Annotated in this window: 22 protein-coding genes and 1 pseudogene; 15 read left to right on the top strand and 8 right to left on the bottom strand. The window is 52.6% G+C overall.

Annotated elements, in window-relative coordinates; genetic code table 11:
- Positions 1-283: 283 nt before the first annotated feature.
- Positions 284-1,006, bottom strand: coding sequence for a hypothetical protein (locus tag MES37_RS16790; RefSeq protein ID WP_237932063.1), 723 nt, complete (start codon positions 1,004-1,006; stop codon positions 284-286).
- A 638-nt stretch (positions 1,007-1,644) separates the two neighbouring features.
- Here MES37_RS16790 and MES37_RS16795 point away from each other — a divergent pair.
- Entirely contained in the window at positions 1,645-1,881 is a 237-nt protein-coding gene (locus tag MES37_RS16795; protein WP_237932066.1) for a YgdI/YgdR family lipoprotein, read from the top strand.
- Positions 1,882-1,918: 37 nt separating this feature from the next.
- On the opposite strand, the gene MES37_RS16800 is transcribed toward MES37_RS16795, so the two are convergent.
- Positions 1,919-2,182 (bottom strand): hypothetical protein, encoded by a 264-nt coding sequence (locus MES37_RS16800; protein ID WP_237932068.1) that lies wholly within the window; start codon positions 2,180-2,182, stop codon positions 1,919-1,921.
- A 452-nt stretch (positions 2,183-2,634) separates the two neighbouring features.
- Here MES37_RS16800 and MES37_RS16805 point away from each other — a divergent pair, with 452 nt between their 5' ends.
- Together MES37_RS16805 and MES37_RS16810 are read left to right on the top strand one after the other, a co-directional pair.
- Entirely contained in the window at positions 2,635-3,024 is a 390-nt protein-coding gene (locus MES37_RS16805; RefSeq protein WP_237932069.1) for a zinc-ribbon domain-containing protein, read from the top strand.
- A 59-nt stretch (positions 3,025-3,083) separates the two neighbouring features.
- Positions 3,084-3,569: a GNAT family N-acetyltransferase gene (locus MES37_RS16810; protein ID WP_237932071.1), complete on the top strand. Its 486-nt coding sequence runs from the start codon at positions 3,084-3,086 to the stop codon at positions 3,567-3,569.
- Here MES37_RS16810 and MES37_RS16815 read toward each other — a convergent pair.
- From MES37_RS16815 to MES37_RS16840, 6 genes are all read right to left on the bottom strand, one after another.
- The gene (locus tag MES37_RS16815) at positions 3,543-3,737 is read right to left on the bottom strand and encodes a hypothetical protein (protein WP_237932073.1); all 195 of its coding nucleotides are present in this window, start codon (positions 3,735-3,737) and stop codon (positions 3,543-3,545) included. The genes MES37_RS16810 and MES37_RS16815 overlap by 27 nt on opposite strands.
- 192 nt (positions 3,738-3,929) lie before the next feature.
- Positions 3,930-4,196: a hypothetical protein gene (locus tag MES37_RS16820; RefSeq protein WP_237932075.1), complete on the bottom strand. Its 267-nt coding sequence runs from the start codon at positions 4,194-4,196 to the stop codon at positions 3,930-3,932.
- 23 nt (positions 4,197-4,219) lie between these two features.
- On the bottom strand, positions 4,220-4,513 hold the full coding sequence (locus MES37_RS16825; RefSeq protein ID WP_237932077.1) for a hypothetical protein: 294 nt from the start codon (positions 4,511-4,513) through the stop codon (positions 4,220-4,222).
- Between the two features lie 11 nt (positions 4,514-4,524).
- Positions 4,525-5,427, bottom strand: a complete 903-nt coding sequence (locus MES37_RS16830) for a hypothetical protein (RefSeq protein WP_237932078.1) — start codon at positions 5,425-5,427, stop codon at positions 4,525-4,527.
- 184 nt (positions 5,428-5,611) lie between these two features.
- A complete protein-coding gene (locus MES37_RS16835) occupies positions 5,612-5,824 on the bottom strand; it encodes a hypothetical protein (protein ID WP_237932080.1) in 213 nt (70 codons plus the stop codon).
- Positions 5,821-6,228: a hypothetical protein gene (locus MES37_RS16840; RefSeq protein ID WP_237932082.1), complete on the bottom strand. Its 408-nt coding sequence runs from the start codon at positions 6,226-6,228 to the stop codon at positions 5,821-5,823. Before MES37_RS16840 ends, MES37_RS16835 begins: the two co-directional genes overlap by 4 nt.
- 979 nt (positions 6,229-7,207) lie before the next feature.
- On the opposite strand from MES37_RS16840, the gene tssB reads away from it, so the two are divergent.
- The 12 genes and pseudogenes from tssB to MES37_RS16900 all read left to right on the top strand — a co-directional run.
- Positions 7,208-7,702 carry a type VI secretion system contractile sheath small subunit gene (gene tssB / locus MES37_RS16845; RefSeq protein WP_237932084.1) on the top strand — a complete coding sequence of 165 codons (495 nt, stop codon included), beginning with the start codon at positions 7,208-7,210 and terminating at the stop codon, positions 7,700-7,702.
- Between the two features lie 18 nt (positions 7,703-7,720).
- Complete coding sequence (gene tssC, locus MES37_RS16850) at positions 7,721-9,271, top strand: type VI secretion system contractile sheath large subunit (RefSeq protein ID WP_237932086.1); 1,551 nt, start codon at positions 7,721-7,723, stop codon at positions 9,269-9,271.
- Positions 9,272-9,288: 17 nt separating this feature from the next.
- On the top strand, positions 9,289-10,629 hold the full coding sequence (gene tssK / locus MES37_RS16855; RefSeq protein WP_237932088.1) for a type VI secretion system baseplate subunit TssK: 1,341 nt from the start codon (positions 9,289-9,291) through the stop codon (positions 10,627-10,629).
- Entirely contained in the window at positions 10,626-11,315 is a 690-nt protein-coding gene (tssL, locus tag MES37_RS16860) for a type VI secretion system protein TssL, short form (RefSeq protein ID WP_237932090.1), read from the top strand. The genes tssK and tssL overlap by 4 nt, the downstream gene beginning before the upstream one ends.
- Positions 11,312-13,024: an OmpA family protein gene (locus MES37_RS16865; RefSeq protein WP_237932092.1), complete on the top strand. Its 1,713-nt coding sequence runs from the start codon at positions 11,312-11,314 to the stop codon at positions 13,022-13,024. Before tssL ends, MES37_RS16865 begins: the two co-directional genes overlap by 4 nt.
- A 3-nt stretch (positions 13,025-13,027) precedes the next feature.
- Positions 13,028-13,519: a type VI secretion system effector Hcp gene (hcp, locus tag MES37_RS16870; RefSeq protein WP_237932094.1), complete on the top strand. Its 492-nt coding sequence runs from the start codon at positions 13,028-13,030 to the stop codon at positions 13,517-13,519.
- A gap of 297 nt (positions 13,520-13,816) precedes the next feature.
- Positions 13,817-16,468 (top strand): type VI secretion system ATPase TssH, encoded by a 2,652-nt coding sequence (tssH, locus tag MES37_RS16875; RefSeq protein ID WP_237932096.1) that lies wholly within the window; start codon positions 13,817-13,819, stop codon positions 16,466-16,468.
- Positions 16,465-18,816: a type VI secretion system Vgr family protein gene (locus MES37_RS16880; protein WP_237932098.1), complete on the top strand. Its 2,352-nt coding sequence runs from the start codon at positions 16,465-16,467 to the stop codon at positions 18,814-18,816. The genes tssH and MES37_RS16880 overlap by 4 nt, the downstream gene beginning before the upstream one ends.
- Before the next feature lie 14 nt (positions 18,817-18,830).
- Positions 18,831-21,074, top strand: a complete 2,244-nt coding sequence (locus MES37_RS24875) for a M23 family metallopeptidase (RefSeq protein ID WP_337927085.1) — start codon at positions 18,831-18,833, stop codon at positions 21,072-21,074.
- A 9-nt stretch (positions 21,075-21,083) separates the two neighbouring features.
- Complete coding sequence (locus tag MES37_RS16890) at positions 21,084-21,539, top strand: XAC2610-related protein (RefSeq protein ID WP_237932100.1); 456 nt, start codon at positions 21,084-21,086, stop codon at positions 21,537-21,539.
- Positions 21,540-21,628: 89 nt separating this feature from the next.
- Positions 21,629-22,231 (top strand): hypothetical protein, encoded by a 603-nt coding sequence (locus tag MES37_RS16895; RefSeq protein ID WP_237932103.1) that lies wholly within the window; start codon positions 21,629-21,631, stop codon positions 22,229-22,231.
- Positions 22,232-22,293: 62 nt separating this feature from the next.
- A pseudogene (locus MES37_RS16900) lies at positions 22,294-22,490 on the top strand (hypothetical protein); the annotation flags it as partial.

Raw genomic sequence — 22,490 nt, forward strand, 5'->3', positions numbered from 1 at the left:
TTAATCTACTGATAAGATTAATAAATCTTACTTTGTTGTACGGGTTTTTTCGTGCGATTTGCGCTTGTCCGGGGCTAAAGAGTCCGGACTCAGGCTCTGTGATGGTGTGGGAATCAGTCTGACCGGGTCTGCGGGGGGATGTTGTCTGTGGTTCTATAGCATGACACTTCGCTGTAAATAAAAACGGGCAGTACGCATCTGTCGGCCGGGCAGTCATTGTGAAGAAGATAGTGTTACCGGCGGCCTGAGCGAATAATCCGCCCCCGGTTACTTTAGTTTGGCATTACGCCGCGTCGGTGGCGGCTTGCTTCGTGTACGGGCGAAACGTCGGGAACACAGACATGGAGGGGATTTCAGGCAGAATGCAGTGCTTCAGGAAGGCCTCAATTTCCTCGCCTTTTTTGCGTTCAGTGGGTTTGTCCGGGCGGGTCTTGTTGATAAGGCGGACGAGTGCCAGAACGTGCCGGATGTTATCAATCTGGCGGTACGGTATCGTAAACCAGGTCGCCGGGTAACGACACACGGGATGCTTTTCCGGTTCGGTCTTCAGTTTAGTTTTGTCGTAACCCACCAGGCGATAGCTGAAACGCTGGATAAATATGTCCTGGAAGTCCCGGCGCAGGTAAAACACGGGTTTGCTGATATCGAACGTATAGAAGAAGGGGACCAGGTTTCCTTCTGCGCCAGTGATGGCACATGTCGCGCCAGCGGCAATACGGTGCGCATCCTGAAACTTATGGATGACGGGCATGGGGGCACCCTGAAACTTAACGGTAGTGCAGGGGCGACAGTAGTGGCTCAGGCCATCACTGGTGCAGGGATTTGCCACCATTTCCTGGATGTCAACGATACGTCTGCAGCAGCCGCACTGGTAAACGACGGCGTCTTCGGGTACATGCAGATTATGGCGAAACTTCAGCACATCGGACTGCAGTGTCAGTAGCGCTGCCTGGTCGGGTCTGAGATTGACGGCACGGTTAAGGATGGCATCGAGTTTTGACGTCATGGTGATGTTTCCTGAATGGAATAAATGGATGGAGGACCGGAATGAATAATGGGTCGGATATGGGAGGTGAGACCTGCCTGCTGTCGGATATACTTAAAAGAGTAACTGTTACTCACTATTAAGTGGGTTGGTTCCCAACCCACCCGAGGCTGTCGTTCGCTTCGCTCTCTCCGCTTTTTCTCAAATAATAAGTAACTAAATAAAAAAAAACGTAATTCGGGGTATGGTATGCAGATACCAGCCTGAATTACAAAACAGTAAAAACCAAACGTGATTGAGCCCCGGGAATAAGCAGCTGTAACACGACAGTGTTGCAGTTGTTTATTTCTTACTTATGCTGAAGCATCAATGACCTTGCGTCAGTGACGCTTTACTTTACTTTTTGGCGCGCGGCGGCAGGGCAGGGACGCCAGATGCCCACGCAATGTTGTCAGCGATCTGCATTTAATTTTCTCATCTCAGTCAATTCACACGACATCCCCTCAGAACGTATTACAGCCGCAATGTCCGTATCGATACGGCTCACTGCCATCACCTTGTGGTCAGGAACTCACTACAACCGACCATCGCCCTAAAAATCCCTCAGGCTTTCGGTATCTTCGGTAAAGTGCCGCGAAATCAAAGATGGAAACCAATTTATGCAAAAAGCTCTCTTCCTGGCTCCGATGGCGCTGCTTGTGCTGATGCTAACCGGTTGTACCACCGACTACACGATGACGACCAGAACCGTCGAAGTCATCAAAACACAGGGCAAACCCGAGGCCGATCAGCGTTCAGGGGTGACGCACTATGCTGATGCCTACGGCTATCACCGCGAAATCAAAACCAGCGAGATCGTCCAGACAGTGGAAAGCGGTAAAGAGTGGGGCGGGTAAGTCGGAATGGTGCAGGGGCGTTATACCCCTGACAAAATTAATAATATTTACCGTTACCAATGTCTCTAACCAGAGCAAGCGCTTGTTGCATGAGATCGTCAGGAACACCAGCAGGCAGTTGGGAAGCCATCTCCGGAAAACTCAGAGTGAACAAACGAGCCAGTATATGTAGGATTGCATCGCTGAGGCTGTCTCCTGCATCTTCAATTTCGATGGCAACGTTAATGACATCCATGGCTTCAATAGCGGATTTACCTTTGACCATTTCCACAATGTCATAGGCAAGCGTTAACGTTTTCATTATTAGTTATCCTGAGTAAAAGTGTCTGTGTTACGCCTTGATATCATGAGCGAAGTTTTATAAAAGATTTAAATAGCACACCACCTGATCAAGATCAGATCAATCAGCACGATATGTTTACTCAGCCAGAAACAAACACGGTATCTCATACTCGAAATACGATCAGTACCAATACTGCACATTGCCACTCCTGTTCGCGGGATGATGATTTAAATGTTTTGAGTGATGGTCTGCCGTGCTCATTCGCTTCAGCCTATCTCAGTGCCTTAACTTGTGGTTGAAGCTGCCAGAATATGTTACCGACGCAACAGGTCCTCGATGCCCATGCCGTAAATAAATACCGATCCGCGCTATGAGATGTAACCCCCATTTTTATTTACTTCAGCCACCCCATTCGTTCCGGTCTTCGCCGGCTGGCGAAAGTATCGGCGACGTGGGTCAGGGAGCATCTCATGCGGATTCGTAAAGCGTTTATGGCACTGAATACCGACGGTCACATTGTCAGGGCGGCAGACGTGACACCTGGTTCAACTGCGTTATTGACTTGTCACCACTGTGACTGTCCGATGCGTTTTCATCGTACCGCGGGTGGTCAGCAGGCGTGGTTCGAACATGACACACCCGTCCTTACGCAGGCACAACTGCAAAAGTGCGCATATTTCGACGACCTTTCGCTGACTGAGCGGCGACAACTCGCGTTGCAGCGGCAGTTACAAAAACTACGGCCTGTTGAGGTTGTTCGCCACTGGCACTGCATTGAGTGCGACCATGATTACTCTGGCAGAAAGTATTGCCCTAAGTGCTATCTGAGCATTTACAGCAGAGAAGTCCATGCAGACTAACCGGTACTGGTCGTTTTATAATAGGTGCTGACTCGCTATTGATAAGGTAAACCGTAACAATGACTGACCTGCCGCCTGTTTTAATGCATCCTTCCCTTTGCTCTGTCGCTGAGATTAACGCGTTTCAGTCTCTGGTCAGAGCGAACGGGCAGGCGAGTGCGGCCAGGGTGCCGGCGTCAGAGCTTCTGGCATTTTTGCATAACGGTGATGGACAGCTTATCGCGGCCGGGGCGATTAAAAATCCGGCCCCAGGTTATCAGCAACGTGTGTTTACTGCCTGTGCAGGACTCACTACTGCACCTGGCACCTGGCCTGCTCATGAAGTGGGGTTCTTCTCCGTCGCCCGGGATTATCAGGGAAAGGGACTGGGGCGTCGTATTCTGCAGGCGTTGATTAATGAAATGCCGCACACGCCTTTATTTGCCACGACCAGAACGCCGGGGATGGAGCGTTTGCTGGAAGGGCAGGGTTTTGTTGTGGCAGGGAAGCGCTGGGTGACGGTATCTGGTCAGGCTCCGTTAGCGTTGTATATGCGCAGTGTCTGAGACAACGCTGCCGTCCACATCCGGGAAGCCCCAGTCTCCCCAGGGCAGAGACAGTGTGGCGTACTTTGCAGCATTGTTGCACAAACCGTTGTCACAGTCCGCGTTGTCCAGCGCAAACAGGCGTTCGACGAGGTTTAGCTTTTTCTCACAGCGGGCGCAGGTGTGCATGATTCAGTGCCTTTTGCTGCACGAACGTATCGGCGACTGGCCTGTCCGTGTCATTGGGGAGTGTTGAGTGGGTGAGGGCGAGTGACCAGCCTCCATGTATGCAGACCTGCTTCGCGACCAGTGCGGTGCCCTGAAAGACATTCAACCCGTCAAAACCCGTCACACCATCGTGAATGGCGATGGTGTTATAAGTCACCGTGCTGGAAGCGGTAGTTCGCTATGATCATGTGGTTCTGACTCGCCCAGCCGGTTGCCACTGCCGTCAGGGCGAGATCGGCCTGACATATAGTGAACATAGTTGATGGCATTGTGGTTTGGCGTTGTCGGATCGCTGTCAAAATGGTCATTGATTTTCACTAAGATCCCTTTGTTGAAAGTACAGGTAAAAACCTGAGCGTGAGCGACGGAAAGGGTCAATAATGCCGTCATTGCGATGGTGAAGAAGCGTCTTGAACGCATGGCGCTTCCCTTTCGCAGAAGCCTTATTCTCTTTCGCCCACATTGACATTAATCTCAGCGCAACCAGCTGTATTGGCGATGCACACTCTGCCACCCCGCACCCAGTAGTCCTGTACGCTGCCTTTACCGACATAACTGTAATCGGTGCTGTAGATCCGGGTGGGGGTTGCGAAGCACCAGCCGGTATCAGAATCCTTGAGGGTGCACTGAAAAACCGTGGTGTAGTAGGGAGTATCGGACTGGCTGAGTGAACCATCACAGCCGTTTAGCAGAGGTATTGTGGCAACGAAGGCCAGTGGCAGGAGGGTCTTTTTCATCATTTTCAGCCTCAACGTTTATCCTGGTTCATGAAAATATGGGGATTATTGCCAACGCCCGCGAGTGTAAAGCTCATCACGCCGATGTGCTCACGCATGCGCTGTGCCTGTGTCGGATCGCCATGCATGTCCAGAGAATCTGCCATCCAGCGTGCTGCGTGGTCGGACTGGTTATTGTTGTAGGCATCTTCGACCTCACCCTCACCAGCAGGAAAGTAAACAGCGGCCATCTGGTTGCTCTGTTCACTGACGGAAACAAACGAGGTGATGCCATAGACGTGATGCGACGAGCTGAAACAGCGTGTGGCCTGCCCATGCGAGGTGTTCACGTTGTACGGGAACCAGGGAATGATGTAATCGTCTTCATTCAGGCGAGCCAGTTTGCGTAATCCGTCTCTCTGGCGGACTTGTACGTTAAATTTGATTTGGCCGAGCAGCGCGTATTTCTGCTCTTGCTCTTCACTAATGCGTTTTTTCAGCGCAAAGCGTTCCCGGTCATTTGCTTCGACAGCCTGCTTCGGGTGTTGCAGATTTTCCAGTCGGAGGTTTTCTATTTCCGAAACCAGAGCGGGAAGGTCAACATCGATTCGCGTATGTGTCTTCGGATCAGTTACCGTGATGTTATCAAACTGCCATGCTCGCAAGGGAAGCGTATCGGTAATATCGCTCATGCGTATTGGACAATCCCGCAGCGTGGGATATTTGTTCAATACCAGATTACAGGCCTTCTGATACTGAGCTTTAGTGAACTGTTTGGCTTCTTCTTCAATGCTGTTGCTTTTTTCATCCAGCGCTTTTGCAATAGCCGTATTGCTTGCCTCAGTGGCAATCATCGCATCAAAATCATGATGCTGCTGTGGGGTAGTGACGTTGTTGACCAGCTGGCAATCGAATTCGCTCAGCAGCCGACACATTTCCGGGGGTGTTATTTTGCGCTGCGAAGGTTGGGGCGATATCTGCCTGCGCTGAGAATGTAGCACCTGCGCCAGTGGTAAGCAGCAGTAGGGCTAAAGGTATCTGTTTCACCAGGTCTTCTCCGGGATTTTTCGGGGCGACAGGGCGGAGATAAACTCCGCCGCATTGATAATTAAACCCGGTTCAGGCTTCGATGGTGCCTGCCCCGTGGCAGTCGGGGCAAACAACTTTACTGGAGCCACCACAGGCCGGGCATTCTGACGGGCAGTTGTCATCGCCCCACTCCATCGGGCAATCGGTCATCCCGCTGCCGCCGCAGTTCCCGCATTCTTCGTTGTGTTTCTCATCGGACTGTTCAAAGTAATCACGTTCTGAATCATGGTGTTTTCTGCTCATGGCTTATCCTTTTGTTCGTCTGAATGAAGTTGTTGTCTGAGATGGCCTCTTTCGGCCAGCTCGGCTTTGTAGTTTTCGGTCTGCTGCTTCACCTGCTGGCGTCGCTGCTTAAATTCTTCCGAACCGAACAATTCCTCACTGTGTTTTAGTGATCTTTCGGCAATATTAACCAGCATACTTCCGCCAAACAGGGCCGTATTTGCGGTCACTGCCCCGGCCATTTTTGTCAGGCTGAGTGCCTTATCCGAGGTCGTTGTCGACGCCTTAAAATGTTTAGCGTGCCGGTCGACGTCCAGGTAACGGGTTTTTTCTTTGAGCTGAAACCGGCATTTACAGTAGTCACACCGGAACCCGTCCTCTTCTTTTCTCAGCGCGTCGTATTTATTGCACTCAGGGCAACGCATAGAGAAGGCTCCTTTTTGATGGTGAAAAATAATGCGTAACAAAACGCCCGGCCCGCCGGTAGATGCCGCCGCCCTTATCCATCCAGCGTTCTGCAATCTTACGGGCGGACTCAGTGTGCCGGGTACCACCAGTGGCGACAGACCAGGCTAGTTCACTGACATTCCGGTCGTTCTGCGGCGACAACTCCACCGGCAACGCAACAGCCGTGTCCATTTATTCCCTTTCTTTGGAGTGGGTTATTTCTGGCAGATGCTGGCAGAGCTTTTTTTTAAAGTCAGATCGTTTTCGCAGAGCAATTTTTTAAATTCGATCTATTTCGCCGTTCAATGAATAAATCGAGGTTATATATTTATTTGGTGAATGTTTTTGCGGGAAAAATAACGTCAGTGTTGTGGTTGTTTTATGTTGATAGATAAGTCGAGGAAGGAAGTTACAGTGTTGAGTCTAAAAAAGGTCAGTAATTGTAAGCAGAAGAAAATTATTCGCATCAGGACGCGCGTTCAGAATGTTTTTCATTTTAAATGATCATTTTGATGAATGTATATGCTTTTATATATTCGTGATAATTAATAAAAGATCATATATGCAGCGTGCATGGCGTGATGTGTTATTTAATTTTCAGTCCCGGAACCAACATTAAGTGTTACTGAACTGAAATAATTCCCCTCCTGAAATAAGTCGTGATGTTGGCTAGATATCCGTGAGTTAATAGCGACATATCTGCTTTAGCCGACCTTTTACAAATTGCAAAACACCTTCCTGGTTGCTGACATTTCCCTACATTCAGATCATGAGTATTTACATTTCAGGCCTGCCACCCCCTTGTTAGTGCGTGTAATCGGCGTAGCCTTTTCTTCGTAACTGTCTGTTTTATCCATTTTATTCATCGCTGCAGATGCGGTGAGGTGCTGTCCGGAAGGTATGTCAGATGTTTCCGGTCATCAGCCGTCTGAAGCACGCCATATGAAGGAACATTGCATGTCCGGTTCATTCCAGGAAGAAATTCCGAAAGCCCGTATTAACCTCAAATTAAACCTGCATACCGGGGGCGCTCAGAAGAAAGTCGAGTTACCGCTGAAATTGCTGGTGGCCGGTGACTTCAGTAATGGACAGGAAGACCGTCCTTTGTCTGAGCGTGCCAAAATCAACGTGAATAAAAATAACCTGGGCAGTGTTTTAGCCGAACTGTCTCCGTCGGTGAATCTCAGCGTTGAAAATACCCTTGCCGGTGATGGCAGCGAAGAAAATATCCGTCTCAGCTTTAAGGACATGAAGGATTTTGAGCCGGAACAGTTAGCCCGGCAGATACCCCAGCTGAAAGCGTTGCTCGCCATGCGCAGTCTGTTGCGCGACCTCAAATCCAATCTTCTTGATAATTCCACGTTTCGCCGCGAACTGGAAACCATATTACGTGACCCGGCGCTGAGCAATGAACTGCGCAGTGAAATTGCCGCGCTTGCCCCGAAAGTTTGACGGAAAAATTTAAGGAAAATGCTGATGTCTGTACAGAATGAAACCACTGTACCCGCTGGTGATACGCTGGTCCGGGAACGTTCCACATCTGAAGGGGTTTATGCCTCTCTGTTTGAAAAAATCAACCTCAAACCCGCATCCAGTCTGAGTGACCTGTCGAGCTGGCAGGATGAAGCCGCGATGGCGGAAGCTGATACCAATGAGCGTATTACTGCGGGCGTGCAGGTATTTCTGGAGCGTCTGCGCCAGTCCGGCCAGAAAGTGAATAAGCTCGACAAGACCCTTATTGACCACCATATCGCCGAGCTGGACCACCAGATTAGCCGCCAGCTGGATGCGGTCATGCACCACCCGCAATTTCAGGCGGTAGAGTCGCTGTGGCGTGGTTTGAAGCATCTGGTGGATAACACTGACTATCGCCAGAATGTGAAAACCGAAATCCTCGACGTGTCTAAAGATGCGTTGCGCCAGGATTTTGAGGATGCACCGGAAGTTATTCAGAGCGGATTATACTGGCATTCTTACATTTCGGAGTACGATACCCCGGGCGGTGAACCGCTTGCGGCGGTGATTTCGGCCTATGAATTTGATGCCAGCCCGCAGGACGTGGCGCTGATGCGTAACATCTCTAAAGTGTCGGCGGCGGCCCATATGCCGTTTATCGGCTCGGCTGGACCTAAGTTCTTCAATAAAAATTCGATGGAAGACGTGGCGGCCATCAAAGATATCGGCAACTACTTTGACCGCGCCGAATACATCAAGTGGAAATCCTTCCGCGACACCGATGATTCCCGCTACCTCGGTCTGGTGATGCCGCGTGTGTTGGGGCGTCTGCCGTATGGCCCGGACACTGTACCGGTACGCAGCTTCAACTATGTAGAAGAAGTGAAAGGCCCGGACCACGATAAATACCTGTGGACCAGCGCGTCTTTTGCCTTTGCCGCCAACATGGTGAAGAGCTTCGTCAACAACGGCTGGTGCGTGCAAATCCGTGGCCCACAGGCCGGTGGTGCAGTGAAAGACCTGCCGATCCACCTCTACGACCTCGGCACCGGTAATCAGGTGAAAATCCCGTCTGAGGTAATGATCCCTGAGACCCGTGAATTTGAGTTCTCTAACCTCGGTTTCATCCCCCTGTCGTACTACAAGAACCGCGATTACTCCTGTTTCTTCTCGGCGAACTCCACCCAAAAGCCAGCACTGTACGATACGCCGGATGCCACGGCCAACAGCCGCATCAACGCGCGTCTGCCGTATATCTTCCTGCTGTCACGTATCGCACATTATCTGAAAATCATTCAGCGCGAAAACATCGGTACGACCAAAGACCGCCGTTTGCTGGAACTGGAACTCAACACCTGGGTGCGTGGTCTGGTGACTGAAATGACCGATCCGGGTGACGAACTGCAGGCATCACACCCACTGCGCGATGCGAAAGTGGTGGTGGAAGACATCGAGGACAATCCGGGCTTCTTCCGCGTGAAACTGTTCGCCGTGCCGCATTTCCAGGTGGAAGGTATGGACGTGAACCTGTCTCTGGTTTCCCAGATGCCTAAGGCGAAAGCGTAACTTAAGGCAGGAAGTCAATGAAAACGGAACAACCGTTATGGGGCAGAGGTCAGATGGTCTCTCCCCAGCACTTCCAGCAACAGGCCGCCCATGCGGCCTGGTCAGCGGAATGCATTGCCCAGCTTGGGCTGTCCCAGCCGTGGGGTGTGATTGATGCTACTTTCGAGCCGGATGCACTGAAGCTGGGGCGCCTGCAGGCCCGTCATCTTCATGCCCGTTTCCGGGATGGCACGCTGATAGATACGGACAATGCTGACGCACTGCCGCCGGTGCTTTCGCTGGCGGACGCTATGCATAACGTCGTGGTAGTACTGGCACTGCCGCTGCTGCGTGCGAACGGCGGCAACTGTCTGAAACCCGATGAGGTGGCCGAGCGTCCGGTGCGATATCGTCAGCGCTGGCGGGATGTCCGCAATACCTTTGGGGATGATACCCGCCAGATTGCGGTGATGCAGCCGGAACTGACCCTGCGCTTTGCTCATCAGAACAACAGCGATTACCTGACCTGCCCGGTCGCCCGCCTGCAGCAGGACTCGCAGGGGAGCTGGCTCCTTGATGAGACGTTTCTCCCTCCACTGCTGACCCTTCAGGGCAGTCACTGGCTGGTCACCCAGCTGGAACAACTGATGATGCAGCTGCGTGCCCGGTTGAGCCGCCTGATGGCGATGCGCCGTGAAAGTAATGAACGCATGGCGGATTTTGCTGTGGCCGATGTGTCCCTTTTCTGGTTGCTGAACGCCCTGAACAGCGCCGAGCCTGTGCTGGGACAGTTTCAGCGTAATCTGCAAAGCCCACCAGAGCGTCTGTATCCGGAGCTTGCCCGTCTGGCCGGGAGTCTGCTGACGTTCTCGCTGGAGCATCAGGTGAGTGCCATTCCGGCCTGGCAGCATGAGCAACTGAATGCTGCATTCCCGCCGCTGTTTGATTTACTGGGTGATTTGCTGGAAGCCAGCCTGCCGTCACGGGTGGTATCACTTGAGCTTGACTATGATCCCCGACTCCACTTCTGGCAGGCCCGCCTGCATGACCCGCGCCTGCGCGAAGGGGCTGATTACTATCTCTCGGTGCGTTCCCCGATGCCGGTGGCGCAACTGCAGGAGCAGTTCCCGCGCCAGTGCAAAGTGGGCAGTCCGGATCATGTCCGAAGTATTGTTAACTCATCCAAACAGGGGGTTCCCCTGACGCCGCTGCGTCATGTGCCCGCAGCCATTCCACTGCGCCTGGAAAACCAGTATTTCAGCCTCGATGTCTCTCATCCTCTGGCCATGGAGATGCTGCAGGGTGGCACCTGCATGTTTTACGTCCCGGGGATGCTTGGCGAGCCTGAACTTGAACTCTTTGCGGTACTGAGAACATGAGTGAGCGTAAACGCGGCACCGCCGCGCCCATTGATATTGATGCGTTGCTGCAGGACACCTGGCTGCAGGTTATCAGCCTGCGCCACGGCCCGACATTCCAGGACGGGGAAGGGCGAATGCTGTGGGAGCACTGTATCGCCGATGTGGAGCGCGTCCAGCACGAACTGAAAGCGAGAGAGCTCGATGATGCCAGCTGCCGGCACATCCTCACAGCGCAGTGCGCGTTGCTCGATGAGGCGGTCAAAGGCCGCGGCGTGGACGATGACGCCAGCGTGCAGTGGTATGACATTCCTCTGCAGGGGCATTTCCTCGGCACCATGGACGCCGGTGATACGTTGTGCGATCGGATGCGCGACGTGTTGCGTGAACCGGCGCCTGACCCTGCCGTCGTGACCTGCTTTCAGCGGGTGATGATGCTGGGATTTCTCGGTGGTTTTCGCACCCTGAACGCCCCGGAGCGTCAAAAACTGGTCAGCGCGCTCAGTGAACAGGTCCCGCCCTTCAGCTATCCACAAACGCATCCCGTCCTGGCGGAAAATCGTGGCGGATGGGGGACAGGCGGCTGGCTGGTGTCGTGGCCGGTGCGTATTGCGCTGAGTGTGATAGTGGTCGCTGCCCTGTGGTGGGGGCTGAGTAACTGGCTCGATCAGATGCTGCTGACCCTGCTGCCAGGAGTCGCGAAATGAGCCCTGCACAACAGCGCGGACTTGCGCTGTGGGCCGCCCTGCTGAGTGCCGTTGTCTGCCTGGGTTTTCTGCCTGCATCGCGGCTGGCGTCTGTGCTTATTTTTCTGGTTGTTATGGGGGGGATTGCGGCGTCCTGGTATGTCACCAGCCGTCGTGTTCAACCTGACGTCACTCTGCGTCTGGATGACCTCCCGGAAGCCACATATCGCCAGCCGGTGGTGCTGGTGTGTGGCGATCTGCCGCTGGCCTGGCCGCAGCAGTCACAGGTGCTGACAGTCACGCAGGGTTGCTGGATCCGGGTTGAGGAGTTTCAGGAGCTGGAACAGCTGGCCCGCCAGGTGCTATGGCAGCGCCCGGACTGGGGACGCCAGCTGTCTGTCATGGTCAGTGTCTGTCCGCAGAAGCACGCTGACAGCGAAGCACTGACCAGCCGTCTGCTGGCCTTGCGCTGGCAAATCAGCCAATTGCGTAAGGAGACCGGACATTCCATACCGCTCGTTCTGAATGGTCAGGTCGGCAGTGCGATGACAAATGACCTGCTCTGGCAGGCGGCTCTTCCGGGTGAAGGGGTGAGAGTCTGGCGTGAATCCGCAGCACCTTGTTCGATTGCCGCGTGGGTCACCACCGGCGGGGCGCCTGTGATGCAGCAGCAGGTACTGATGAACAGCCTGATGAGCTGGTTTCACAGCCACGTCAAAGCCGTGTTTATGGATGAGAACCCTGATGTGCCGGTCATTGCGCCTACGGCTGTGCTGTGGGGAATGGGGCCGATCCTCGCCGGGAGCCTGGCCGCGTCGGCCTGGACGGCGTGGTTGTCCCGTCACACGGCCCTGCAGCAGGTGGCGGGCTGGCAGCCGGTAGGGACTGACAGCACGGTGATATCACCGCTCCCGGATTTCGTCCTGCCGCTGCTGCCGGAGGGGCGAGGATTAACCCCTCGTGGCCGCACCTGGCGCTGTGCACTCGGACTCTTCACGCTGGCGGCCATGGCGGCGCTGCTCAGCAGTGGCTGGAACAATCGCCAGCTGCTGCACCGCGTGAGCTTCGATATTGCCCGTTATGACCGTATTCCGATGGATGATTACGGCCCGAAAGCTGATGCCGTCGCTGCCCTGCGAGAGGATGCCGCGCAGCTGGATGACCACGTGCGTAATGGTGTCCCGGTCCGGATGAGCCTCGGCCTGTATCAGGGCGAGCGTCTGCGTATGCCGGTGCTGGAGGCTATTCGCTCGTATGTTCCGCCGCCACCACCGAAATCGCAACCGAAGTCAAATCAGGCCCCGAAAATTGTGCGTCTCGACAGCATGTCGCTTTTCGACTCCGGCAAAGCGGATCTGAAGGCGGGTTCGACCAAAGTGCTGGTGAATTCTCTGGTGGGCATCAAAGCCAGACCGGGCTGGCTGATTGTGGTGGCGGGTCATACCGACAACACCGGCAGTCAGCAGATCAACCAGCCGCTGTCCCGTGAGCGTGCCGAATCGGTGCGTAACTGGATGCGCGACACCGGCGATGTGCCGGAAAGCTGTTTTGCGGTACAGGGCTACGGCGCAAGCCGCCCCGTCACGACAAACGACACGCCGGAAGGCCGCGCGCTGAACCGTCGTGTCGAAATCAGTCTGGTTCCACAGGCCGACGCCTGTCGAATGCCAGGCAACAACAATACGTCATCGCAGGATGATGGCGTGACTCAAAATGAAATGGAGAATTAAATAATGGCTATTCCTGTTTATCTGTGGCTGAAAGACGACGGCGGTGCGGACATTAAAGGTTCCGTGGATGTGAAAGACCGTGAAGGCAGCATCGAAGTGGTGGCTCAGGAGCATAACCTGTACATCCCGACCGACAACAACACCGGCAAACTGACCGGGACCCGCATTCACACCCCGTTCCTGTTCACCAAGGAAATCGACTCCTCCAGCCCGTATCTTTACAAGGCGGTGACCACCGGTCAGACCCTGAAATCTGCTGAGTTCAAGTGGTACAAAATTAACGATGCGGGCCAGGAAGTGGAGTATTTCAACACCAAACTGGAAAACGTCAAGATGGTGAAAGTCGCGCCGAAAATGCACGACATCAAAGATCCTTCTTACGAGAAGCATAACCACCTCGAAACCATCGAACTGCGTTACGAAAAAATCACCTGGACCTACAAAGACGGCAACATCATTCATTCCGATTCATGGAACGAACGCGCCACCGCGTAAGTTACTCGTCATATTTCGCGCTGTAGCGGCGTTGGCTGTGCTCACGTACCCCTGTCACTTACTTATGTAAGCTCCCGGGGCTGCATTCGCTTGCCGTCTTGCTACAGCACGAACTATTTAGAGTAACCGTTTAGACGGGCAGCGAGTTTGCCCGTTTTTTGCTGAGTGCCTGCAAGCTCGGGCCTTCAGCAAAAACACACACAATCTGCCAGCCTGACCTTGTGCGCTTTGGTCCCCAGAACAACGGGAACAGCGAGGGGCGGTAGCGTGTCCAGGAACCGATAAAGAGAGAGAGTCATGGAAAACCCCGCTATTTTGCTGCGACGTCTGAACCCTTACTGTGCCCGTGCCATGGAAGGGGCAGCTTCCCTGTGCCAGACCCGTGCGCATGCGGAAATCCTGCCGGAACACTGGCTGCTGAAATTGCTGGAGCAGGGCGAAGGTGACCTGACGGTGCTGGCGCGCCGCTACGAATGGGATATGGACGGCCTGTGGCAGGATTTGCTCGGCTGGCTGGATGCGCTCCCGCGCTCTGTTCGCGGTCGCCCACAGCTGGCAGACAGCATTCAGACCCTGATGCAGGAAGCGTGGATGCTGGCCTCACTTTCCGGTGAAGATCAGATCCGAAGTCACCACCTGCTGATGGCGCTGGTCGGTAAACCTAAACTGGTGCGCTGCGACAGTCTCTGGCCGCTGCTGACGCTGGGTCAGAGCCAACTGGAACGCCTGCGTCCACTGCTCGATGCGCAGTCCGACGAGCGCCCGGAGCTGCAACAGGAAGCCGAACTTGCTCAGCAGGGCGGCGATGTTGAAATGGTCGGCCGTCCGGTGGGAGCCGAAACCCGCAATGGCGAACTCAACCCGGCGCTGCAAAATGCGCTGGATAAATTCACCCTCGATGTCACTGCCAAAGCGAAAGAGGGCAAAATCGACCCGGTGTTTGGCCGTGATACCGAAATCCGCCAGATGGTCGATATCCTCTCCCGCCGCCGTAAAAACAACCCCATCCTGGTTGGCGAACCGGGTGTCGGTAAAACCGCCCTGGTGGAAGGCCTGGCCCTGCGTATCGCCGAAGGCAATGTACCGGAAGCACTGAAAACCGTCAGCCTGCGTACCCTCGACCTGGGCCTGTTGCAAGCGGGTGCGGGTGTGAAAGGTGAATTCGAACAGCGCCTGAAAAACGTCATCGACGCGGTACAACAGTCACCAAATCCGGTTCTGCTGTTTATCGACGAAGCCCACACCATTATCGGTGCCGGTAATCAGGCTGGCGGGGCTGATGCCGCTAACCTGCTGAAACCGGCCCTGGCGCGTGGCGAACTTCGCACCATCGCCGCCACCACCTGGAGTGAGTACAAACAGTATTTTGAACGTGATGCCGCATTAGAGCGCCGTTTCCAGATGGTAAAAGTCGACGAGCCGGACGACGAGACGGCCTGCCTGATGTTGCGCGGCCTGAAATCGCGTTATGCCGAACACCACAACGTGCACATTACCGATGCGGCGGTCCGTGCCGCTGTCACGCTGTCGCGCCGTTATCTGACCGGGCGTCAGCTGCCGGACAAAGCCGTCGACCTGCTCGACACCGCAGCTGCCCGCGTGCGCATGAGTCTGGATACCGTGCCGGAGCCGTTAACGCGTATTCGCGCACAAATCACCGCCCTGGAAATTGAGAAGCAGGCGCTGCTGGAAGATGTTGCCGTCGGGAGCAACAATCAGGGCGAGCGTCTGGCGGCGATTGAACAGGAAGAAATCCGCCTGTTTACCGAACTGGACGAATGTGAGACGCAGTACGGTCAGGAACTGTCGCTCACTGAGCAACTGCTGGAAACCCGCCAGGATATCTCTCGTCAGAGTGAGACCCGCGACCTGCAACAGCAACTCGATGGCATGCAGCAGAGCCGCCCTTTGCTGTCTGTCGACGTCGATACCCGCACCATCGCCAACGTGATTGCCGACTGGACCGGGGTGCCGATTTCCTCGCTCATGAAGGACGAACAGACCGAACTGCTGAACCTGGAAGCGGAAATCGGCAAACGCGTGGTGGGCCAGGACGTGGCACTTAACGCCATCGCCCAGCGTCTGCGTGCCGCCAAAACCGGGCTCACTTCCGAGAACGGCCCACAGGGCGTGTTCCTGCTGGTCGGCCCGAGCGGCACCGGGAAAACTGAAACCGCGTTGACCCTGGCGGATGTGCTGTATGGCGGTGAAAAGTCGCTCATTACCATCAATCTGTCGGAGTACCAGGAGCCGCACACCGTCTCCCAGTTAAAAGGTTCGCCTCCGGGATACGTCGGCTACGGCCAGGGCGGCATCCTGACCGAAGCGGTGCGCAAGCGCCCTTACAGCGTGGTGCTGCTCGATGAAGTCGAAAAAGCCCACCGTGATGTCATGAACCTGTTCTACCAGGTGTTCGACCGGGGCTTTATGCGCGACGGCGAAGGGCGCGAAATCGACTTCCGTAACACCGTGATCCTAATGACCTCCAATCTCGGCAGCGACCCCCTCATGCAGCTGCTGGATGAACAGCCAGAAGCCACCGAAAGCGACCTGCACGAACTGCTGCGTCCCATCCTGCGTGACCACTTCCAGCCCGCACTGCTGGCCCGCTTCCAGACAGTGATTTATCGCCCTCTGGCAGAAACCGCCATGCGCACCATCGTGCAGATGAAGCTGGATCAGGTCAGCAAGCGCTTACGGCGTCATTACGGTCTGACCACCCACATCGACGAAAGTCTGTTTGACGCCCTGACGTGCGCCTGCCTGCTGCCGGACACCGGCGCACGTAATGTCGACAGCCTGCTCAACCAGCAAATCCTGCCGGTGCTGAGCCAGCAGCTGCTCACTCACATGGCTGCGAAGCAGAAACCACAGTCATTACACCTTAGCTGGAGTGAAGAAGAGGGGATCGGACTGGCGTTTGATCGAACACAAGGAGTGAATGCATGAGCAACAATCTCCCGATAAGATTCAGCCACAATCACCACCTGCTGGCGATAAAAGGTTGTGAGCCAGAACTCGACGTGCTGGCCTTTGAGGGTGATGAAGCCCTGAGTAAGCCCTTCAGCTACCGGGTGGAGTTCACCAGTGCAGACCATGCCATCAGCAAAGAAATGATGCTGATGAAGGCCGGTTCGCTGACGCTGCAGGCTCCGGTTGACCAGGGCTATGGCATTAAGCTGCAGCAGGCAGTGCGGGTTATCCAGGGCGTGGTCAGTGGCTTTGAACGTCTCAGTACCTCGAAAGATGAAACCCACTACGCTCTGACGCTGACTCCGCGCCTGGCGCTGCTTGACCGTTCGCACCAGAATGCCATTTACCAGGACATGTCTGTCCCGCAAATCGTGGAAAAAATTCTGCGCGAGCGCCACAACATGCGTGGTCAGGATTTTCTGTTCTCGCTGAGTAAAGCGTACCCGCGTCGTGAGCAGGTGGTGCAGTACGGCGAGAATGACCTGCACTTCATCACCCGTTTGCTGGGTGAAGTCGGCATCTGGTTCCGTTTCACCACCGACACGCGCCTGAATATCGATGTGGTGGAGTTTTACGACGGTCAGCAGGGGTATGAAAAAGGCCTGACGCTGCCATCGGTTCCGCCATCAGGACAGCATTCGAAAGGCGTGGACTCCGTGTGGGGGATGGAGAGCCATCACCACGTAGTGCAAAAGCAGGTCAGCACCCGCGATTACAACTACCGTCAGGCCACCGAAGACATGAATACGCAGGTCGATGCGACCTGCGGGGATGCCACTACCTACGGGGATGCCTATCACTATGCCGACAATTACCTGACGGCGGGCAGTGCTTATGACCGCAACCCGGCCCCGGAGTCCGGGGCTTTCTACGCCCGACTGCGGCATGAGCGTTACCTGAATGGCCAGACACAGGCCCGTGCCATCACCAGTTGTCCAACCCTCTCCCCGGGTCAGGTTCTGAAGGTGACCGGCGGGTATGAAGTGGCAGAGATATTCGCCGGAGGTGTGGTTATCACGACCATGACCACCCATGCCCGTCGTGACCGGGATTTTGAAGTGCATTTTGACGGTATCCCGGACAGCACTGATTTTGGTTTCCGTCCGGCACCCGGTGACCGCCCGGTGATGGCCGGTACACTGCCTGCCCGCGTGACCAGCACCACGGAAAATGACACCTATGGCCATATCGATAAAGACGGCCGCTACCGCGTCAACATGCTGTTTGACCGCGACAACTGGGAAACCGGGTTTGAGAGTCTGTGGGTGCGCCAGTCCCGCCCGTATGCCGGAGACACCTACGGCCTGCACCTGCCCTTGCTTGCGGGCACCGAAGTGGCGATTGGCTTTGAGGATGGCAACCCGGACCGGCCGTACATCTCCGGCGTACTGCACGACTCGGCGCATGGCGACCACGTCACCATCCGTAACTACAAACGCAACGTGCTGCGCACCCCTGCCAACAACAAAATTCGCCTGGATGACACGCGTAGCCAGGAGCATATCAAAGTCTCCACGGAGTACGGCGGCAAGAGCCAGCTGAACCTCGGTCATCTTGTCGACAGCGAGAAACAAAAGCGTGGTGAGGGTTTTGAGCTCAGAACCGACAGCTGGGGTGCGATACGGGCGCAGAAAGGGATGTTCATCAGCGCTGACGGGCAGCCTAAGGCGCAGGGCCAGGTGCTGGACATGCAGCCGGCGGTCAGTCATCTGGGTGACGCCCGGGAGCAGATGACGGCGATTTCGAATGATGCACAGACTGCCACGGCGAACCCGGCCGACCTGCAGGCCCAGGTAACACTGCTGGAGCAGAAGCTGACAGACCTGAAAAAATCGGTGCTGCTGATGAGCGCCCCGGATGGTATCGCACTGACCAGCGGGGAACATCTGCAGGTGTCTGCCAGCCAGAACCTGATCGCCACGGCGGGAAAGAATGCCGATGTCAGCGTGGTGAAAAACCTGTTTATCGGGGTGGGTAATGCCCTTAGCGTGTTTGTCCGCAAGCTGGGTATTAAGCTGATAGCGAATCAGGGCCCTGTGCAGGTGCAGGCACAGAACGACCTGATGGCACTGTTAGCCCGCAAGGAAATCAGCATTATCAGTACGGAAGATGAAATCAAAATTATTGCGAAGAAGAAGCTGACGCTGAATGGGGGAGGCAGCTACATCACACTGGATGGCAATGCTATTGAGTCGGCAACCGCCGGTGATTACAGGACACGGGCCGGACATTACGATCGACAAGCAAAGGCAAACAAACCAGAAGATTTTCCGAATATCGCCCCGGAAACAACAGAACCCACCAGTGATTTTACTTTTTCCTGACAAGGAGTCACCACATGATTATCAGTCCTCCGTTCCTGAGAGATAAAGATGCAGCCCAGTCTGATGCTGACTGGATTGACGCGATGATGCCTGTCAATTCCCGCAGAGGATATCCTCTCAATGCCTCAGAGTCATGGCATGGTGGAATTCATATACCGCATACAGATTCAGACGTAGCGCCTGAGAAAGTCAGGGCGATAGCTGACGGCACGGTCGTGTCATGTCGAACACCCTTAAAACCCTGGGAAAGAGACCAGTTTCCGCTGAAATATTCGGCCATCAGAGGAACGGATAATGGCTATGTTTTACTGAAGCATGAGACTGAGATTGGTTCCGGGGAAGGCGGGAAGGTTGTTTTTTATTCTCTGTATATGCACCTGAAGTTTCTGGAAGCAGAGATAAAAGTTGATGCCAAAATCTACCGTAAAGACCCGCTTGGCTCTTCCGGAATGACTGACGGCCAGAATGAATTTCACTTCCAGGTTTTCTGTGATGAAGCCAACATCAGTAAGCTGACGGGCAGAAGAACTGGGGAGCTGGATATTTCGAAAGATGGTCGCACTGATGCGGTTTACGGTGATATCCATTTTTATCTGCCAGCTGGGACGAAATTTTATGCGACGCGCCCGGCAGATAATACCGCTGTCACAACGGGCCTGACCGAAGTGCACACAAGTACGGTGCCTCTGTATGTCAGCATGACCCTCAGCCAGGGCGCTTGCACGATGAAGACGCGCCAAACGTGTGCGGGCACTAAAGATGCCTTTGAAGCCGTCGGCACTCCGCTGGTTAACGCAGACGGTGAGGATTACGAATACAACCTTTATAACACTGCGATGCGGAATTATAAGGAGAGCCCCAGCGCCGGGTTTGAGTTGCTTCGTTTTGGCCGGGTTATCAATACGGAAAATGAAACGCTGATACCAGCAGACGCGCCATTATGGATGACGGTCAGTTATCCGGGCGGAACAGGGGTGGTAAATCTCGCAGATTCTGGCATTAAAAAATTTAGCGATGCAGACTTTCCTCACTGGACGGGATGGCTGCTGGTAGATGATGACAATGATACCCACAGCCAGTGTAATTCGGCGATTATCAGAAAGTTACGGGAAGAGGGCAGGTATGAAGCTCAAAGTAACAAACTTATCTGCTGTTTACCGTTCGAGTGGGAAAAAAGCACCATTGATGACAGGTACCAATGGCTGAAGACGGGTTTGCCCTGGGAGCAGTGTACATCGGAAAAAACGGCCATATGGCAGGTTCCCGGGACACAGGAATCAAAAGTACGAACGCTGATGAGTAAGGAGGACTATGACAGATTCAAACAGCATGCAGAAGCCCTGTGTTTTGATTTGGGAGAATTAGGGAAAGGAAAAGTATGGCATTTTGACCCGCGTGGGTTTATTGAGCATTTTAGAACATGTAGTTGGATGAGTCTTGACGAGCTAGCAGCCACATTTCCGAAGTATTTATTTTACTCATCAAGTGGCAACCCAAGAACTGCTCAAAAGCAGCCTGCAAGTGTGTATTCAATAAATCATGCCCAGGCTAAAAGTAGGATTGAATCGCATTATAAATCCTTGAATTTATGCGTTAGAAAATATATTGGAGGAGATAAGAAAAGAATATCATTTTTCATACCCCAAACATTACTGGAAACTGCTCAGTGGAGGGATTTAGGTGGCAGTAAAAAATTATTACATGAGTGGGGGTTTGGACGTTATAATTCGGTGAATCCTGCTACGGAGTATTATACTGTTTTTTATGGTAGAGGGATCATGCAACTTACATGGGCAGGACTGTATAAAACCTACGGTGAATACCGAAGTTTCCCAAATCATTCAGATTTATATACTGATAGATTAAACCCTGACGCTCCTCGGCTTACTTCAGTCTCAACTCATTATGCAGCCCATCCCGATGATGGTGGTACTTTGTTTCGATGGTTTCCAAGATTCGATCCCGATATCGTGGCTGAAGATAAATACAACTCTTGTGATTCTGGTGGATTTTACTGGGCTTCAAAGGTTTATAAACGAAAAACTTCAATGAACAGAGTCGCAGATGAAGATTTCACAGCAGACAATGTCGGGTTAATCAATCGTTTGGTTAATGGTGGCTCGAATGGGTACTATGAAAGACAAGCCTATTCGAAATTTATTGGTTTTTATTTAATGGATGAGATAAATACTGATACAGCTGTCAGTGTAAGCCCTACTGGAAAATCTCGCATTGTTGTGGACTTAACAAAATCATAAGGGGTTGTCATGAGATGTATTCTTTTTCTTTTGTATATTTTCACAAATATAGCATTAGGTTGTGATAATAAAGTTTTAGATGTTAACAGTACAGATGGTATTTCTGCGAAACTTTTGCTTAAAGATAATGATTCGTTGTTAGTATTAGTTTTAAATCATGGTAAGATTCTTAGCGCAGAAGAAATAGATGTTTTATCTGAGAAAAAGAATCATATTACATCCGAGGATTATAATCGTGATGGTTATAAAGACTTTAGTGTATGGCATTTAGATGAAGGAATGGGTACGTATAAAATTTATAGATTATTTATCTTTACTCCAACTGAAAAAAAATTTAAAGAGATCAAACCTGTATGCGGCGATGATTTTGTTAACATTCGGATCGAGGGTGAAAATTTAATTAATGTGCTTTATGATGGTAACACTCCGAAATCATGCGCTATACCTCTCAAAGCTCTTAAGTGAAATAAGTATCGATATAAGTAAGTGAGGATTGGTAATGGTTGTGCGAAAATCACCTTTGATTATACAAACTAGCGAAGGTGAGGGTAATTATGAAAAACAAAAATTTATTGCTGAATTTAGTTAGTGTTATTGTATTTTATTCATCAGGTGCAATTGCGAATTCCGTGGATGTTTCATCTGCAGTCAAAAATTATACTTTTAAAGAAGGGGAGCCTTACGGCCTCTCTCAAGTATACCAAGTTAATGCCCCTGATGTTGGGTTTCCTCCTTACTATGTTTTTCTTAAATTAGGTATTGAAAATGCATACCCATTCGTTTTTAACCGTGAGGGTGTGCCAGGGAAAGATGAGCCTTACAGTCGATGTAACGTAGTGCTCAAAGTTAATGATCAAAACCTTATACCTGAAAGGAAATATAGGTCAGGATATGCAGAAGATTCTGAACCATGTCTCGGTATAGATAAATTGCAAACTGTTAAAGGTAGCAAAGATATTAAATGGTATGTGGCCGATGCTTTATATCAATCAGAAGATAATTCACCAGATAAAACTGACGAGGTTTACTTTTATTCAGGTGGCAGTTTTTGCTTCTCCCAAAGTTTAAGCTTAAAACTTGCAGCGAATAAAATCTCAATGAAAGATCTGAAAAACCTTTCTTTAAATGAGAAAGACTTCGAGGAATGCGCAAAGTAAAGCCCTGAGAGGCGGCTCTAATCTCATTGTTCTTCATTTTCAAAACCATAAGGAGATAAGAGATGGAAACTAAACATTTTTTGTTCGTGTTTTGTATTTGCAAGTTAGCTCTTGCAGACATTATTCCTGAAATAAACACGCCGACTGGTTTTAATGGTGATGACTTTATAGTAAGGAAAATTAATAACAACTCGTCGGTTTCTTACAATACAGTAGAGTCTAGCGGTTGTAGTAATATAAAATTTAAAGAGTATGAATT

The organism is Buttiauxella sp. S19-1, from assembly GCF_022134725.1.
Taxonomy (GTDB): domain Bacteria; phylum Pseudomonadota; class Gammaproteobacteria; order Enterobacterales; family Enterobacteriaceae; genus Buttiauxella; species Buttiauxella ferragutiae.